Source organism: Shuttleworthella sp., from assembly GCF_057251025.1.
Map to the genome: position 1 here is coordinate 20,832 of NZ_DBHIDN010000018.1, position 14,094 is coordinate 34,925.

12 protein-coding genes and 1 pseudogene are annotated in these 14,094 nt (G+C 55.3%); 3 read left to right on the forward strand and 10 right to left on the reverse strand.

Translation table 11 applies throughout. The annotated features are described in order from the left end of the window. Nucleotides 1-70 precede the first annotated feature (70 nt). Nucleotides 71-208: pseudogene (locus ACO5R6_RS05635) on the forward strand (IS481 family transposase); the annotation flags it as partial. A gap of 57 nt (nucleotides 209-265) precedes the next feature. Here the strand turns inward: ACO5R6_RS05635 and ACO5R6_RS05640 are convergent. Next, complete coding sequence (locus ACO5R6_RS05640) at nucleotides 266-1,270, reverse strand: macro domain-containing protein (RefSeq protein WP_485626212.1); 1,005 nt, start codon at nucleotides 1,268-1,270, stop codon at nucleotides 266-268. Nucleotides 1,271-2,018: 748 nt separating this feature from the next. On the opposite strand from ACO5R6_RS05640, the gene ACO5R6_RS05645 reads away from it, so the two are divergent. Continuing rightward, on the forward strand, nucleotides 2,019-2,264 hold the full coding sequence (locus ACO5R6_RS05645; protein ID WP_485626213.1) for a hypothetical protein: 246 nt from the start codon (nucleotides 2,019-2,021) through the stop codon (nucleotides 2,262-2,264). A 7-nt stretch (nucleotides 2,265-2,271) separates the two neighbouring features. Here the strand turns inward: ACO5R6_RS05645 and ACO5R6_RS05650 are convergent, their stop codons facing one another. From ACO5R6_RS05650 to ACO5R6_RS05665, 4 genes are all read right to left on the reverse strand, one after another. Then, nucleotides 2,272-3,567 carry a glutamate-5-semialdehyde dehydrogenase gene (locus ACO5R6_RS05650; protein WP_485626214.1) on the reverse strand — a complete coding sequence of 432 codons (1,296 nt, stop codon included), beginning with the start codon at nucleotides 3,565-3,567 and terminating at the stop codon, nucleotides 2,272-2,274. Nucleotides 3,568-3,581: 14 nt separating this feature from the next. Beyond that, nucleotides 3,582-4,427: a MetQ/NlpA family ABC transporter substrate-binding protein gene (locus ACO5R6_RS05655; protein WP_485626215.1), complete on the reverse strand. Its 846-nt coding sequence runs from the start codon at nucleotides 4,425-4,427 to the stop codon at nucleotides 3,582-3,584. A 120-nt stretch (nucleotides 4,428-4,547) separates the two neighbouring features. Then, entirely contained in the window at nucleotides 4,548-5,210 is a 663-nt protein-coding gene (locus ACO5R6_RS05660; RefSeq protein ID WP_485626224.1) for a methionine ABC transporter permease, read from the reverse strand. After that, nucleotides 5,197-6,237, reverse strand: coding sequence for a methionine ABC transporter ATP-binding protein (locus tag ACO5R6_RS05665; RefSeq protein ID WP_485626216.1), 1,041 nt, complete (start codon nucleotides 6,235-6,237; stop codon nucleotides 5,197-5,199). Before ACO5R6_RS05665 ends, ACO5R6_RS05660 begins: the two co-directional genes overlap by 14 nt. Nucleotides 6,238-6,503: 266 nt before the next feature. On the opposite strand from ACO5R6_RS05665, the gene ACO5R6_RS05670 reads away from it, so the two are divergent. After that, nucleotides 6,504-7,952: a nicotinate phosphoribosyltransferase gene (locus ACO5R6_RS05670; RefSeq protein ID WP_485626217.1), complete on the forward strand. Its 1,449-nt coding sequence runs from the start codon at nucleotides 6,504-6,506 to the stop codon at nucleotides 7,950-7,952. A 170-nt stretch (nucleotides 7,953-8,122) separates the two neighbouring features. Here the strand turns inward: ACO5R6_RS05670 and ACO5R6_RS05675 are convergent, their stop codons facing one another. The 5 genes from ACO5R6_RS05675 to ACO5R6_RS05695 form a co-directional block, all read right to left on the reverse strand. Next, on the reverse strand, nucleotides 8,123-8,380 hold the full coding sequence (locus tag ACO5R6_RS05675) for an HPr family phosphocarrier protein (RefSeq protein ID WP_485626218.1): 258 nt from the start codon (nucleotides 8,378-8,380) through the stop codon (nucleotides 8,123-8,125). An 85-nt stretch (nucleotides 8,381-8,465) separates the two neighbouring features. After that, a complete protein-coding gene (gene ptsP, locus ACO5R6_RS05680; RefSeq protein WP_485626219.1) occupies nucleotides 8,466-10,088 on the reverse strand; it encodes a phosphoenolpyruvate--protein phosphotransferase in 1,623 nt (540 codons plus the stop codon). A gap of 1 nt (nucleotide 10,089) precedes the next feature. After that, a complete protein-coding gene (locus ACO5R6_RS05685) occupies nucleotides 10,090-12,156 on the reverse strand; it encodes a PTS fructose transporter subunit IIABC (RefSeq protein WP_485626220.1) in 2,067 nt (688 codons plus the stop codon). Nucleotides 12,157-12,256: 100 nt separating this feature from the next. Further along, the gene (gene pfkB / locus ACO5R6_RS05690) at nucleotides 12,257-13,165 is read right to left on the reverse strand and encodes a 1-phosphofructokinase (RefSeq protein ID WP_485626221.1); all 909 of its coding nucleotides are present in this window, start codon (nucleotides 13,163-13,165) and stop codon (nucleotides 12,257-12,259) included. Beyond that, on the reverse strand, nucleotides 13,162-13,911 hold the full coding sequence (locus ACO5R6_RS05695) for a DeoR/GlpR family DNA-binding transcription regulator (RefSeq protein ID WP_485626222.1): 750 nt from the start codon (nucleotides 13,909-13,911) through the stop codon (nucleotides 13,162-13,164). The genes pfkB and ACO5R6_RS05695 overlap by 4 nt, the downstream gene beginning before the upstream one ends. Between the last annotated feature and the right edge of the window lie 183 nt (nucleotides 13,912-14,094).

Consider the following 14,094-nt stretch of genomic DNA (forward strand, 5'->3'; position numbering starts at 1 on the left):
TTATTTGTTCCAACGGTCAATTTTGAATTGTCTATTATTGAAGTTTTGCTATTCCAATCACCGGAATGCAAAAGGCACACATCCGCTGGATCTGGCTTGCAATGGCCTTGGCATCAAGCACAAGCGAATTCGGCCACACACACCTCGGCATAGCGGAAAGGTTGAGCGTAGTCATCGTAATGACCAGAAACATTTTTACAACCACTTATCCGTTCCGGTTTATACATAAATGGGTGCTTGCAATCATGACACTCTATCTATCTTTTTATTTTTCGGATATCGGTATCACATCATTTACAAACTTACGCTTCTTTTTCAGATAGCTCTGCACCATAGTCAACATGTGTCCACAAGCCACTGAATCAGATATCCAACTTCCCTCCGAAAAATGATCCCTTCTGAAATGCCATGCGATGCAAGCAAGAAGTTGCTCTTGTGTCAGCGAATCACACCATTGTTCTGCCGGACTCTGAAGATCCCTATCAGAGATTCCTGTTTCTTCTATAATCTGGCCATAATTGCTAACTACAAGCCCATACGAATAAGCCTCTTCTATGCATTCATCAAGGATCGAATACATTCCGATATGATCTTTCGGAGCCGAGTAAACAGAATAATGGCTTAGGCAATTTCTCAATTCTTCCTCTGCAGAAATCACGCGGAACAATATCTCATATTTGCCGCACCACTGATAAGCTGATTCCTTAGTGGCTGCACTTACCTTTGCAGACTCGGTTTCTTTCAGGCTGTCTCCCGCAATTTGACGGATTGTGCTCTCTCCGACGGATTTAATCTTATCGTCCAAAACAGCAAATACAATGTTGATTTCATAATCCTGGTTTGCATCGATGAAGTCTTTACATGCCTGAATGGCTTTTCTCCAGGCTTGATCCACAGGATATCCGTATATTCCTGCAGATATCAACGGAAACCCTACGGAATGCAGATTGTGCTCCTTCGCAAGAAGAAGCGATTGCTTATAAGCGCTATACAATAGCTTGGGCTCGTTATGCTCTCCTCCGCGCCAGCAAGGTCCGACCGCATGGATAACATACTTTGCCGGCAAATGAAAACCGAGGGTAATAACCGCAGAACCCTCATCACAATAACCTATTTTTCGACATGCCGCAGTCATTTCGGCCGAACCGGCATCACGGAAAATATACCCGCATACTCCGCCGCCTTCCCGAAGGCCTGTGTTTGCTGCATTTACAATCACATCCGTATTTAATTTTGTAATTCCGATTTTGCGGATCTCGATTGAACTCACGATAACGCTCCTTTATTCTCCTGCCCGAACGTGATGCTTGTCCTATAGCTCTCACTTTCGGGACTTGACTGCGACTCATGCAACAGGCACTGCGATTTCCCTAGAAGATCTTCTTCAAACCGGGGATTTTCTGTAATAGAGCTACCAGGAGATAACTCAGAATACTGATTGCGAGCCAAAGTCCCAGGATAAACACATCCCCGTAAGGTGAGGCATATGGATTATAAGCAAATTCTCTCAGAAAAATCATAATAAAGACCATATGGAAGAGATAAATCCCAAAAGAAGTCCGATCAAGGGCAAGCAGAATCCTTGCGGCGAACGAGGTCTTTCGCAGACGCAGATCATGCAGGAGGACAAATACGGAACAGGCCATAACCACTACGATTTTACTCTCCCTTGCCCTATATGGTTCTTATTTTACATTCTCCATTTTGATGGGCATTTTGCCTCATTATAGCAAAGTCAGTAAGATAATGCGCATAAGATCCTTTTAAACACAGCAATTTAGAACGTGCGGTGGAATTTACTTCCGCACTGGAATCTCGGATTTCAATGCAGGAAAATTTTCCATTGAGATGTGTAACGTTTTAGTCAGAAAAGAGCAAAAGAGAACACCCCTATGGTAAGGTAAAAGGCGGCAAAACTTACGCTATTCCTTCCGCAGGGATGAATTGTAATCCGATCAGGGCATTGCTAAACTAATAAGCAGACAAAGAATGTCCGTTCATCCCCAAAGGAGGCATCCATGTTCGACTATTCTGTATTGTGCTCCAATGTCGATGCCCAGAGAAGGAACCAGGTGGTAAGTCTTCTCTCAGAGCATGATATCGGCTTCAAGCTCACATCCCAGATGCCCTTTCAGATGAAGGCGGGATCTGCCGCAGAGACCGGGGGCTCCCAGTCGGCCTCCGCCCGCCGGCAGGTCCGCTATACGATCTCCGTGAAAGAGCGGGATCTCGACTGCGCCCGCCGGCTCATCCAGGAGATCTGAGACCTCCTCACAGGTCCTTGAAGTGAAACCGGCTCTTCCCGGACGCGTAGTCGCCCACGACCTGTCCATGACCGATCAGCTGGTACTTATAGGTGACCAGGCCCTCGACTCCGACCGGCCCTCTGGCGTGAATCTTGGAAGTGGAGATTCCAACCTCCGCTCCGAATCCATAGCGGAATCCATCGGCAAAGCGGGTGGAGCAGTTGCGATAGACCCCGGCGGAATCCACCATCCTGAGGAAATAGTCAGCCGCCCTGTCATCTTCCGTCACAATACAGTCGGTGTGATGACTGCCATAGCGGTTGATGTGCCGGCAGGCCTCTTCGACGCCGTCTACCAGCTTGACGGAGGCGCACAGGGCCAGATATTCGGTGGCATAGCCGGTCTCCGTCAGTTCCCGCATTCTCCGGTCCTCGCCCCCGGCAGCTGCCAGGCAATTTCGGACTTCATCATCTCCCCGCAGAAGGACACCCGCCTCCTCCATGGCAGCAGAGAGCCCGGGCAGGAAGTCCTCCGCGATCGCCCGGTCCACAAGAATGGTCTCCACTGCATTGCAGGCAGCCGTGTACTGGGTCTTGGCATCGAGCAGGATGGAAATTGCCTCTGCCTTGTCCGCCCCCCGATCCACATAGATGTGGCAGATCCCGTCGGCATGTCCCATGACGGGAATTTTCGTGTGGTCCATGATATAGCGGACGAAGGAATTCGACCCCCGCGGGATCAGCAGATCTACATCCCGATCGCAGGTCAGAAGCTCATCGATCTCCGCGTGATCCTCTGCCAGGCGCAGCATGCCGGCCGGAAGTCCCGCCGCCGTCACAGCCGCATCAATCACCTGAAAGAGGGCCCGGTTGGTCTCGGCGGTCTCCCTGCCTCCTTTTAAGATGGCGCAGTTGCCGGACTTAATGCAGAGGGAGGAGATCTGGACCAGGGCATCCGGACGGGCCTCGAAGATCAGGCCGATGACCCCGATGGGGACCGTGATCCGGTGCAGGTCCAGGCCGACATCCAGCTGCCGGTCCAGGAGGTGGACGCCGATGGGGTCGTGGAGAGCAATCAGCTGGCGGATTCCCTCCAGGACATCTGCCAGCTTTCCCTCATCGAACTTGAGCCTCTTTAAGACCGCCTGCCCTACATCGGAGGCCGCCGCCAGATCCCGGGCATTGGCGGCGAATATCTCCTTAGCGTGAGCGCGAAGAGCCTCTGCCATAGCCTCAAGGGCCTGATTCCTTATCTCAAGGGATGTAGCCGCCGCCCGGGGCGAGAGCATTTTCATCCGGTGTGCGTCTTCGCGGATTCCCATGAAGCGCTCCTCTCTTACTGACCCACATAGGGAATCACTGACTGCCCGTACTTCTCAGTGATCCACTTCTTGGTGTCATCGGACTTCAAGACCTTCACCAGCTTCTGCACAGCGTCATTATTCTGGTTGCCCTCCTTGACGGCAATGACGTTGACATAATTCTTGGCCGCCTCGCCATCATTCTTCTCAACAGCGATGGGATCCTTGGCCGGATCCAGGCCTGCCTGCTTGGCATAGTTGCCGTTTAGGACAACAAATGCGACCTCGCCCTTGACCCGGCTGACCTGGGCTGCCTCCAGCTCCTGGATCTTCAGATTCTTCGGATTGGACGTGATGTCCTGGATCGTAGCCTTGATGCCGGCTCCATCCTTCAGGCTGATCAGGCCCTGTTCCTGGAGGAGAAGAAGGGCTCTCGCCTCGTTGGTCGTATCATTGGGAACGGCAATCGTGTCCCCGTCGGCCAGATCGGAGAGCATCTTCTTTCTCCCGGCATAGATTCCGAAGGGCTCATAGTGAATCTTTCCCGCATCGACCAGGTGGGTTCCCTTCTCCTGGTTGAAGTTCTCCAGATATACCACGTGCTGGAAGTAATTGGCGTCAAAGTCCCCGGACTCAACCACGCTGTTGGGCTGAACATAATCGCTGAACTCCTTGACCTGCAGGTCCACGCCCTCCTTGGCGAGTTCGGCCTTGACATGCTCCAGGATCTCCGCATGGGGGGTCGCGGAAGCCGCCACCTTGAGGGTCGTCTTCGAGGCCCCGCCGGACTTGGAGTCGGATTTACCGGACGCGCCGCATCCGGCCAGTGCAACCAGAGCCAGGCTTGCCGCCAATACCACCGATACAATCTTCTTTCTCATCTCTTACCTCTTTTCTCTGTCTCTTTGTCTCTTTGTCTATTTATCTCTTTGTATTCTCTTATCTGTATTCTCTTTTATGTTCTTGTACTCTCTCTTCCTTCTCTTCAGTCAGACGCCGGATCACAGCCTCCGCTTGTCCACCCGATTGGCGATCCATGTTCCCAGCAGCTGGAAGAGCTGCATGAGGACGATCAGAAGAACGACCGTGACAATCATGATATCCGCCTGATAGCGGTAATAGCCGTAGCGAATAGCGATATCTCCAAGGCCGCCGCCCCCGATGACTCCGGCCATAGCCGAGTAGCCCAGGATGGTTCCGACCGAGATGGTCGCGCCTGTGATCAGCGAGACGCGGGACTCCACCAGAAGAACCCTGCTGATAATCTTCCCGTTGGAGCAGCCCATAGACTGCGCCGCCTCGATGACTCCGGGATCCACTTCGTTGAGAGAGGACTCCACCATGCGGGCTATCATGGGCGCTGCGGAGATGGTCAGGGGGACAACCGTCGCCGTGGACCCATAGGTCTTGCCCAGAAGCAGGCCGGTCAGTGGCATGAGCAGGATCAGCATAATAAGGAAGGGAACACTTCGCATGATGCTGCTCGCAATATCCAGGATCCGGTATGCGACCCGATTGGGCCGGATCCCCTCCCGGCCGGTCACTGTCAGCGCGATGCCCCAGGGCAGGCCTAAGATGTAGCCGAAGACGGATGAGAGGATGGTCATATAGAGGGTCTCTCCGATTCCCCGGATGATCATAAGAATTACGTCACTGGACATGATCGCTCACCTCCTCTACTGCCAGTCCATGTTCTCTTAGGTATGAGATAATGGCAGCCTGGGCCTCTTCCTCCTCCGGAAGTCCCAAGACCATCTGCCCCTTGGCGACGCCGCCCACATCTCTGGTGTCCGCCAGGAGGATATTCACCGCATAGCCTGTCGTGAGAATCATATTGGAGATAACCGGCTCATAGGATGAGTTCCCGGAGAAGACGATCCGGATCTTCCGATCCGCCTTGAGCTCCTCCCTCGTCCGGCCGGGCCCGTCTGTCCAGGCCTCCGGGTCCTTGCCCTCAATGATGAGGAGCTTGGCCGCCCTGGATTTGGGATGGTTGAAGATCTCCTCGACCTCTCCCTTCTCCGCGATCTGTCCCTCATCGATGATTGCCACATGCCGGCAGATCTCCTGTACAACGGACATCTGGTGGGTGATGATCACAATGGTGATTCCCAGCTTCTGATTGATCTCCCGCAGGAGCTGGAGAATCGAATTCGTCGTCTTGGGGTCCAGGGCGGAAGTCGCCTCGTCGCAGAGGAGGATCTTGGGATCCGAGGCCAGGGCCCTGGCAATAGCCACCCTCTGTCTCTGTCCTCCCGAGAGCTGGGCCGGATAGGCCTTGGCCTTGTCCTCCAGATCAACCGTCGCAAGCAGTTCCATGGCCTTGGCTCTGGCCTCTTTTCTCGATACCCCGTGAATGGTCAGGGGAAAGCAGATGTTATCCAGCACATTCTTCTGCATGAGGAGGTTATAGCTCTGGAAGATCATGCTGATTCTGGTGCGCTCCCTGCGAAGTTCCCCGGCCGACAGACGCCCCAGCTCTCTTCCCTCGATGGAGACAGTTCCCTCCGTGGGAAGCTCCAGGAAATTCAGACAGCGGACCAGGGTCGATTTGCCTGCCCCGGAGAGTCCGATGATCCCGTAGATGTCCCCCTCCTCTATATCCAGATTGATATTGGAGAGGGCTGTGACTTCCCGATCCGCCAGGGCAAATCGCTTGCTCAGATTTTTCACCTCAATAATATTTGCCATATCTTATTCCTCGATGCCTTCGCCCGACTTAGCACAGGCTCTAATTTAGCATATCCCCGGCCTCCTGCATAGAATATAAATTGAATCAAGCGTTATAGCTTCTTCCTATAGGATGCCTGATATTTTATGGTTCTTCCTTAGTAAAACCATTCCGGCACAAGTCATTCCGATTCGAGACCTATTTTTTCGACGGATTTAAGTCAATTATGCTAAAATCTTCTCAACACAGTATGAAGAGCCTGCCCCTAGGGCGGTGAGGAGTATTCATGAACATTTACGATGAGCGCAATGTATCCATGATGATGGATCTCTACGAGATGACCATGGCCAACGGCTACTATCTTCTGGAGAATCAGGATTCCCATGTGGCATTCGATGTCTTCTATCGGAAAAATCCGGACTCGGCCGGTTTTGCCATCTTCACCGGTCTGGAACAGATCGTAGAGTACATCGAGGGCCTCCACTTCGACCCCGAGGACATCGATTATCTCCGCTCTCTGGGACAGTTCGACGAGAAGTTCCTCTCCTACCTGGCCGACTTCCGCTTCACCGGCGACCTCTACGCCTTCCGCGAGGGGACGGTCATGTATCCCAATGAGCCGATCGTCACGGTAGTCGCCCCCCTGGTGGAGGCTCAGCTGATTGAGACGGAGCTTCTGGCCCAGATCAACCACCAGTCCCTCATCGCCACCAAGGCCCGCCGGATTGTCCGGTCTGCGGAGGGCCGTCCGGTCTCTGACTTCGGAGCCAGAAGGGCCCACAACAACGACGCCGCCATCTACGGGGCCCGCGCCGCCTATATCGGCGGTGTCGCCGCAACCGCCACCGTCTCCTCCGGCCAGTATTTCGGCATCCCGGTCAGCGGCACCATGGCCCACTCCTGGGTTATGTTCTATCAGAGTGAGCTGGAGGCCTTCCGCAAGTTCGCCTCGATCTATCCCAATAACTGCATCCTCCTGGTGGACACCTACGATGTCCTCCACCAGGGCCTGCCCAACGCCATTCAGGTGTTCAGAGAGATGCGGGAGGCGGGGATCACCTCCGCGAATTATGGGATCCGCATCGATTCCGGCGACCTGGCCTACTTGACGGCCCGCTCCAGAAGAATGCTGGATGAGGCCGGTTTCACCGACGCCAAGATCGTCATCTCCAACAGCCTGGATGAGTACACCATTCGGTCCATCTTGGACCAGGGCGGTCAGGTGGATGCCTTCGGCGTCGGCGAGCGCCTGATCACCTCCAGGTCGGAACCCGTCTTCGGCGCCGTCTACAAGCTCTGCGCCGTCGAGGAGGATGGCGTTATGGTGCCTCGCATCAAGCTCTCAGAGACCCCGGAGAAGATCACCAATCCTGGTCTCAAAGATGTCTACCGGATCTACAATGCCGACGGCCATGCCGTGGCCGACCTGATCACCCGGCAGGGAGAGACTCTGGACTTGTCCGGCCGCTATGAATTCGTAGATCCCATCAAGCCCTGGAAGCGGCGCGCCTTCGAGAACTGCACCGCAAAGAAGCTGCAGACCAAGATCATTGAGGGTGGAAGTAGAGTCGGTGAGCTCCCATCTGCGAGAGAGATTGCCTCCTATGTCAGACAACAGCTGGCCGATGAGATCTGGGATACCGAGCAGCGCTTCGAGAATCCCCACATCCACTATCTGGACATGTCCCCCGCCTACTACGAGATGAAGATGGACATGCTGGAGTCCAATCGCTGATCTCCCCCTCCCCGCTTACGATTCCCATAGGCCTAATAAAGCTCCCCACAGAGCGGTCTTGAGAGATTCTCAAGATCTGCCCTGTGGGGAGCTTATCATCATTCCTTCCTGTAAAGTCCGATCAGAGGATCCTCCTTTTAGGTCCCTTTTAGATCCTTCAGACCGGCTTCTTACAGGTTCTCCTTGAAGAAGGCCTCCATCTCAGCAGCAGCCTTCTCCTCATCGGCTCCATCGACCTCAACCGTCACGGTATCGCCCTGCTTGACTCCCAGGCTCATAATAGCCATCATGCGGCCGGAGTCTGCGGACTTGCCGCCGAAGTGGATGACCACCTTGCTCTCATACTCCTTGGCCTTCTTGACCAGGAGGCCTGCCGGTCTGGCATGCATGCCTGCGGGATCCTGAACCGTAAATTCAAATGACTTCATCGCTTGATCCTCCTCCATATACGAGTTCTATGATAACTATTGTAACTGCTGGCTGACCGCTGTCAAGCAGGGCCAATATTCTACATTATTTCCGGCTGTCGATGGACCGGATCTTGTCTCTGACCCGCAAGACCATTGAGGGGCTGACAGACAGCTCGTCCACTCCCATCTTGATGAAGGTCTCCGTGAGACTGGTATCGGCTCCCAGTTCCCCGCAGATTCCGGCCCAGGCTCCATGCTTATGAGCATTTTCAATCACCATGGCAATCTCACGCAGGATGGCCGGGTGATGGCTGTCGTTGAAGGCCTCCAGCTTGGGGTTCTGCCGGTCAATCGCCAGGGTGTACTGGGTCAGATCGTTGGTCCCGATTGAGAAGAAGTCGACCTCCTTGGCCAGTTCATCCGACATAATGGCTGCCGCCGGCGTCTCGATCATAATTCCCAGCTCCACATCGCCATAGGGAAGACCCAGCTCCTCCAACTCCGCCTTGACCTCTTCGGCAATCGCCTTAGCCCGTCTGACCTCCTCTACGGAGATGATCATGGGGAACATAATGGAAATAGTCCCGAAGTGGCTGGCCCGGTAGATCGCCCGCAGCTGGGTCTTGAAGATCTCAGGCTGGGTCAGGCAGATGCGGATGGCCCGATATCCGAGAGCGGGATTGTCCTCCCGGTCCAGATGGAAATAGTCCACCTGCTTGTCTGCGCCGATGTCCAAGGTCCGGATGATCACCTTCTTGCCGGCCATATTCTCGGCGACCGTCTTATAGGCCTGGAACTGCTCCTCCTCCGTGGGGAAATCATCGGATTCCAGATAGAGAAATTCCGACCGGAAGAGGCCGATTCCCTGCGCGTCGTTGGCGTGGACGCTCGCGACATCCCCCACACCGCCGATGTTGGCATAGAGGTGGATGTGCTTGCCGTCTAAGGTGACATCCTCCTTCCCCTTGAGCTCCTGGAGGAGTCTGGCCTTCTCGGCATCCTCAGCCTGTTTCTTTTGGTATGTCTCCAGGGTCTCCCGGTCCGGCTCTATGATGAGCTTTCCGGCATAACCATCCACGACCGCGAGCTTGCCCTGCATATCATCCCTGTAGTCCACCCCGATCAGGGCCGGGATATTCATGGTCCTGGCCAGGATAGAGGTATGGGAATTGGTGGATCCGTGTCTGGTCACGAAGGAGAGGACCTTGGACTTGTCGAGCTGTACCGTCTGCGAGGGGGCCAGGTCATCCGCCAAGAGGATGCTGGGCTCATCTGTCCGGGACCCCTTGTCTGCGGCTCCGGCCAAGACCTTGACCAGACGGTCGGAGACGTCGCGGACATCTGCCGCTCTCTCCCGCATATAATCGTCATCCATAGCCGCGAACATATTGGAGAAGTTGTCCCCGGTCGTCGCCACGGCGTACTCGGCATTCAGGCCCTGATTGCGGATGATGTTCTCGACCGAATCCACATAGTCCAGATCCTCGAGGAGCATCTGATGGACATCGAAGATCGCGGCGGAAGCCTCGCCGACTTCCTTGACCGCCTTCTTGTAGAGGTCCTTCAGCTGGTTCTTGGCCTCCTCCGTCGCCTCATGATAACGCCTTATTTCCGCCTCGATATCGGAGACCTTCTGCCGCTTTACCAGGATCTCATCCTGTGCGAATACGGACAGAGGGCCTATGGCCACTCCGCCGAAGACACTCTTTCCCTGCAATATTTCCATATTATTCCTCCACATTCTTCTTCAATAGTCCCAGGAGCAGGCAGGTGACTGCAGAACCGACAGCCCAGGCGATGATATAGAAGAGGGGATTGCCAATCGTCGCAAAGACGAAGACTCCGCCGTGAGGTGCCATCAGGGTACAGCCGAAGAGGGCCGACAGGCCGCCGGCAATGGCAGAACCCACCAGGGTCGCCGGGATGGTGTGAAGAGGATCTGCTGCCGCGAAGGGGATGGCCGCCTCCGTGATGAAGGACGCTCCCATGACAAAGAGGGATACCTTGGTATCTCGCTGGGTCTTGGAGAATTTCTTGGGGAAGAAGATGGTTGCCAGGGCAATCCCGATGGGGGGAACCATACCTCCGGCCATAACGGCTGCCATGGCGACATAGCAGGCAACGACCGCAGGATCTGTTGCCGCAGCCCCCTTGGCCATCAGACCGGCTGCCGTAGAGAGCATTCCGGTACCGAAGACGTAGGCTGCCTTGTTGATGGGGCCGCCCATGTCAATGGCCATCATGCCTCCCAGGATCAGTCCCATGACAACCAGAAGATTGGCATCAGCTAAGGCAGTCAGCATCGAGGACAGACCCGCATTGATCAGACCGATCAGGGGGTTGAAGATGAAGCACATCAGGAGGCTGATGAGGAAGATTCCGCCCAGGGGATAGATCAGAGTGGGGCGAATTCCGTCCAGGCTGGCAGGCAGCTTCGCCGTCAGCTTCTTGAGCCAGAGCACGATAAATCCTGCGACAAAGCCGGCCGCGATACCACCCAGGAAACCGGATACCGTAGATCCTCCGTTTGCCCCCTGGAAGGCGAAGTTCCCGATGAAATTATTGAAGGCATCCAGGTTCGTCCAGTTATAGCTGCTGAAGAGGGCATTCCCGGAGGTAGCCAGAAGGCCTCCGGTAAAGCCGACCGCCAGGCCCGGCCGGTCCGCAATCGAGTAGGCGATGTATCCGGCCAGGACAGGAACCATCATGCCCATGGCCAGGCCGCCCGCATACTTAAAGAAGGCGGACAGGGGAAGCATGGTGCCGAAGGCGGAACCTGCAGAGGCGCCATAGCCTGCGATCGTATCGATCAGGAAGGCCAGCGCCACCATAATACCGCCGCCGATTACGAAGGGAAGCATGTGAGATACGCCGCTCATCAGGTGGGTATAGGCCTGGTGCCCGATGGAATCCGCTGCCTGCTCCTCCGTCTCCTCTGCTGCCTCACCGGCGGCATGATAGATGGGAGCGTCCGAGGCGGATGCCCTTGTCACCAGCTCTTCCGCCTTGTGTATGCCGTCAGCGACCTTGCACTCGATCAGGTGCTTGCCGTCGAAGCGGTCCATGGGTACCTTGGCATCGCAGGCGATGATGACACCGGCGGCCCTCCGGATATCCTCTGCCGTCAGGATGTTCTTGGGGCCGGAGGATCCTCTCGTCTCTACCTTGACCGGAATTCCCAGCTTCTCACCTGCCTTCTCTATGGCCTCAGCCGCCATATAGGTGTGGGCGATACCGGTGGGGCAGGCGGTGACTGCGATGACATAGCCCCTGTCTGAGCCTGCATCGGCGGCCTGTCCTTTGGCCTTGTCCTCCTTGGCGGCCTCCTTCTCTGCCTTGGCATTCTCCGCCTTCTCGATGATATCCAGGAATTCTTCCGGGCTCTTGGCCGCCTTGAGAGCTCTTGTGAAATCCTCATCCATAAGGAGCATGGATAAGTTGGACAGGACCTCCAAGTGAACATTGTCCTCCGTATTGGGGGCCGCGATCAGGAAGATCAGGTCAACGGGCTCATCATCCAGGGCCTCATAGTCAACCCCCTTGGGGACCACCATGGCTGCAAGCCCCGGCTCGCTGACAGCGTCTGACTTGCAGTGGGGAATCGCGATTCCCTCACCGACGCCGGTCGTTCCCTCTTCTTCTCTGGCGAATACACCGGCCCGGTAGGTGTCGATGTCCTTGATATTCCCCCTCTTCTCCATGAGGGCAACCATCTGCTCGATGGCCTCCTTCTTGTTGGAGGGGGCTCCGTTGAGCTCAATGCTCTGGGGGGCAAGTAGATCTCTAACTCTCATTTCCTTTCCTTTCCTGACCCGGCCGTCTTGGCCCCGGTCATTGCTCACATCCGTCGACAGTTCTTATGCGCTCACGGATCTCGCCTGTGGATTCTCTTTTCTAGCGTCCCAAGCTCTCAAGCAGGGCCTTGACCTCTTCTCTCTTGGCCAGTTCCTCGGAGAAAGCGGAGGCAGACCCGGTGCAAAGTCCCATATAGAAGGCGTCTTCATAGCTGCCCGTCTCGATATAGCCGGTCAGGAATCCGGCCACCATCGAATCTCCGGCGCCGACGGAATTGACAACTTTGCCCTTGGGAGGCAGTGAGTGGAAGACCTGTCCGTCCTCCGTGAGCAGAAGACCGCCGTCTCCGGCCATAGAGATCATGACATTCTTGGCCCCCATCTCCTGCAGCTTCCCGGCATGGGCGATGATCTCCTCCCTGGTCTCTAAGGTCACGCCGAAGATCTCTCCCAGCTCGTGATTGTTCGGCTTGATGAGGAAGGGGTGGTATTTCAGGACATTGACCAGAAGGTCTCTGGTGGCATCTACGACAATATGAACCCCTCTGCCCTGGAGATAGGACATGATATCCTCGTAGCTGGAGTCGGGCATGGCATCGGGGATGGCCCCGGCCAGGACCAGGAAATCTCCCTCCTGCAGTCTTCCCAGCTTGTCATAGAGCTTGGCTATATCCGACTCCCGGATCGCCGGCCCCTGCCCGTTGATCTCTGTCTCCTCATCACTGCGAAGCTTGACATTGATCCTGGACATGCCCTCCGCCACGTCAATAAAATCGCTCTGAACCCGGCTGTCGGCCAGCAGTTTCTCCACCTTCCGGCCGGTGAATCCGGCCATGAATCCTAAAGCCATGCTCTCATGCCCCATATTCTTGAGAACAATGGAGACATTGATTCCCTTGCCGCCGGGCAGGATGTGCTCCCCCCGCGTCCGGTTGACCTGTCCGGTCTTGAAGTGGTCCACATCGACAATGTAGTCGATGGACGGATTGAAAGTTACAGTGTAGATCATTCGCTCACCTCCCGAATGTTCTTGCATCTACGGTACTTGTCATCAAGGGGGCCCGCCACCAGGACGCTTGCATCTGCAAATGCGCCGAAGGAGATCGGAGCCACCAGGCCAAACTTACTGGCGTCCGCCAGAATATAGACCTTGCGGCTTGCTGCCATGGCCTGATGCTTGATATAGGCCTCCTTGAGCTCCGGCGTTGTAAATCCCGACACCAGATCAACCCCGTTCGCTCCCAGAAAAGCCCGCGCGAAATTATACTTGCTCACAGACAGGCCGGCTTCCTCGCCCACAATTGCCTCGGTCACCGATTTGAACTGTCCTCCCAGGATGTAGCAGGTAAATCCCCTCTGACCCAGGCGCCTGGCATGGCTGATGGCATTGGTCACGAAGGTCAGATTCTTGCCCCGGATGAAATCAATCATCAGTTCTGTCGTCGTGCCCGCGTCCAGGTAGATCAGTTCTCCGTCCCGGATCAGCTTGGCCGCCTCTCTGGCAACCGCCAGCTTCTCCTTGCGATGGCGCTGCTTGCGAAGCAGGACGGCGTCATCCCGGTCTCCGGATGGGCTCTCTTCTATAATCGCCCCTCCGTGAACCCTCTGACAGAGGCCCTCCCCGGCCAGGAAACTGATGTCCCGGCGGATGGTGGACTCTGAGGTCTGAAGCTCCTGCATGAGCTCCGTGTTGAGGACAGCTCCCCTCTCTCTGAGCTGGTCCAGAATGAACTTGTGTCGCTCAGCGGTTAACATATTTCCCTCCTCTCATTTATCTATTATAGGATGGCCGTCTCCTTCATTCAATCAAAATCGTTCAAAAACATTCACAAACAGTCATTGTCCTTTTTGTCTATTATTACCAGTCTCCGTCCACCGGAAAAGGGGCTGTGAAAAAACAGCCTCATCTTAGTTGGGTTAGCACCCAGTGGCATTTAC

Bases quoted from the DNA above. Each gene is read 5' to 3' on its own strand.
- ACO5R6_RS05650 (WP_485626214.1), bottom strand. From the start codon at position 3,567: ATGGGAATCCGCGAAGACGCACACCGGATGAAAATGCTCTCGCCCCGG.
- pfkB (WP_485626221.1), bottom strand. From the start codon at position 13,165: ATGATCTACACTGTAACTTTCAATCCGTCCATCGACTACATTGTCGAT.
- ACO5R6_RS05670 (WP_485626217.1), top strand. From the start codon at position 6,504: ATGAACATTTACGATGAGCGCAATGTATCCATGATGATGGATCTCTAC.
- ACO5R6_RS05695 (WP_485626222.1), bottom strand. From the start codon at position 13,911: ATGTTAACCGCTGAGCGACACAAGTTCATTCTGGACCAGCTCAGAGAG.
- ACO5R6_RS05675 (WP_485626218.1), bottom strand. From the start codon at position 8,380: ATGAAGTCATTTGAATTTACGGTTCAGGATCCCGCAGGCATGCATGCC.
- ACO5R6_RS05655 (WP_485626215.1), bottom strand. From the start codon at position 4,427: ATGAGAAAGAAGATTGTATCGGTGGTATTGGCGGCAAGCCTGGCTCTG.
- ACO5R6_RS05685 (WP_485626220.1), bottom strand. From the start codon at position 12,156: ATGAGAGTTAGAGATCTACTTGCCCCCCAGAGCATTGAGCTCAACGGA.
- ACO5R6_RS05665 (WP_485626216.1), bottom strand. From the start codon at position 6,237: ATGGCAAATATTATTGAGGTGAAAAATCTGAGCAAGCGATTTGCCCTG.
- ptsP (WP_485626219.1), bottom strand. From the start codon at position 10,088: ATGGAAATATTGCAGGGAAAGAGTGTCTTCGGCGGAGTGGCCATAGGC.
- ACO5R6_RS05645 (WP_485626213.1), top strand. From the start codon at position 2,019: ATGTTCGACTATTCTGTATTGTGCTCCAATGTCGATGCCCAGAGAAGG.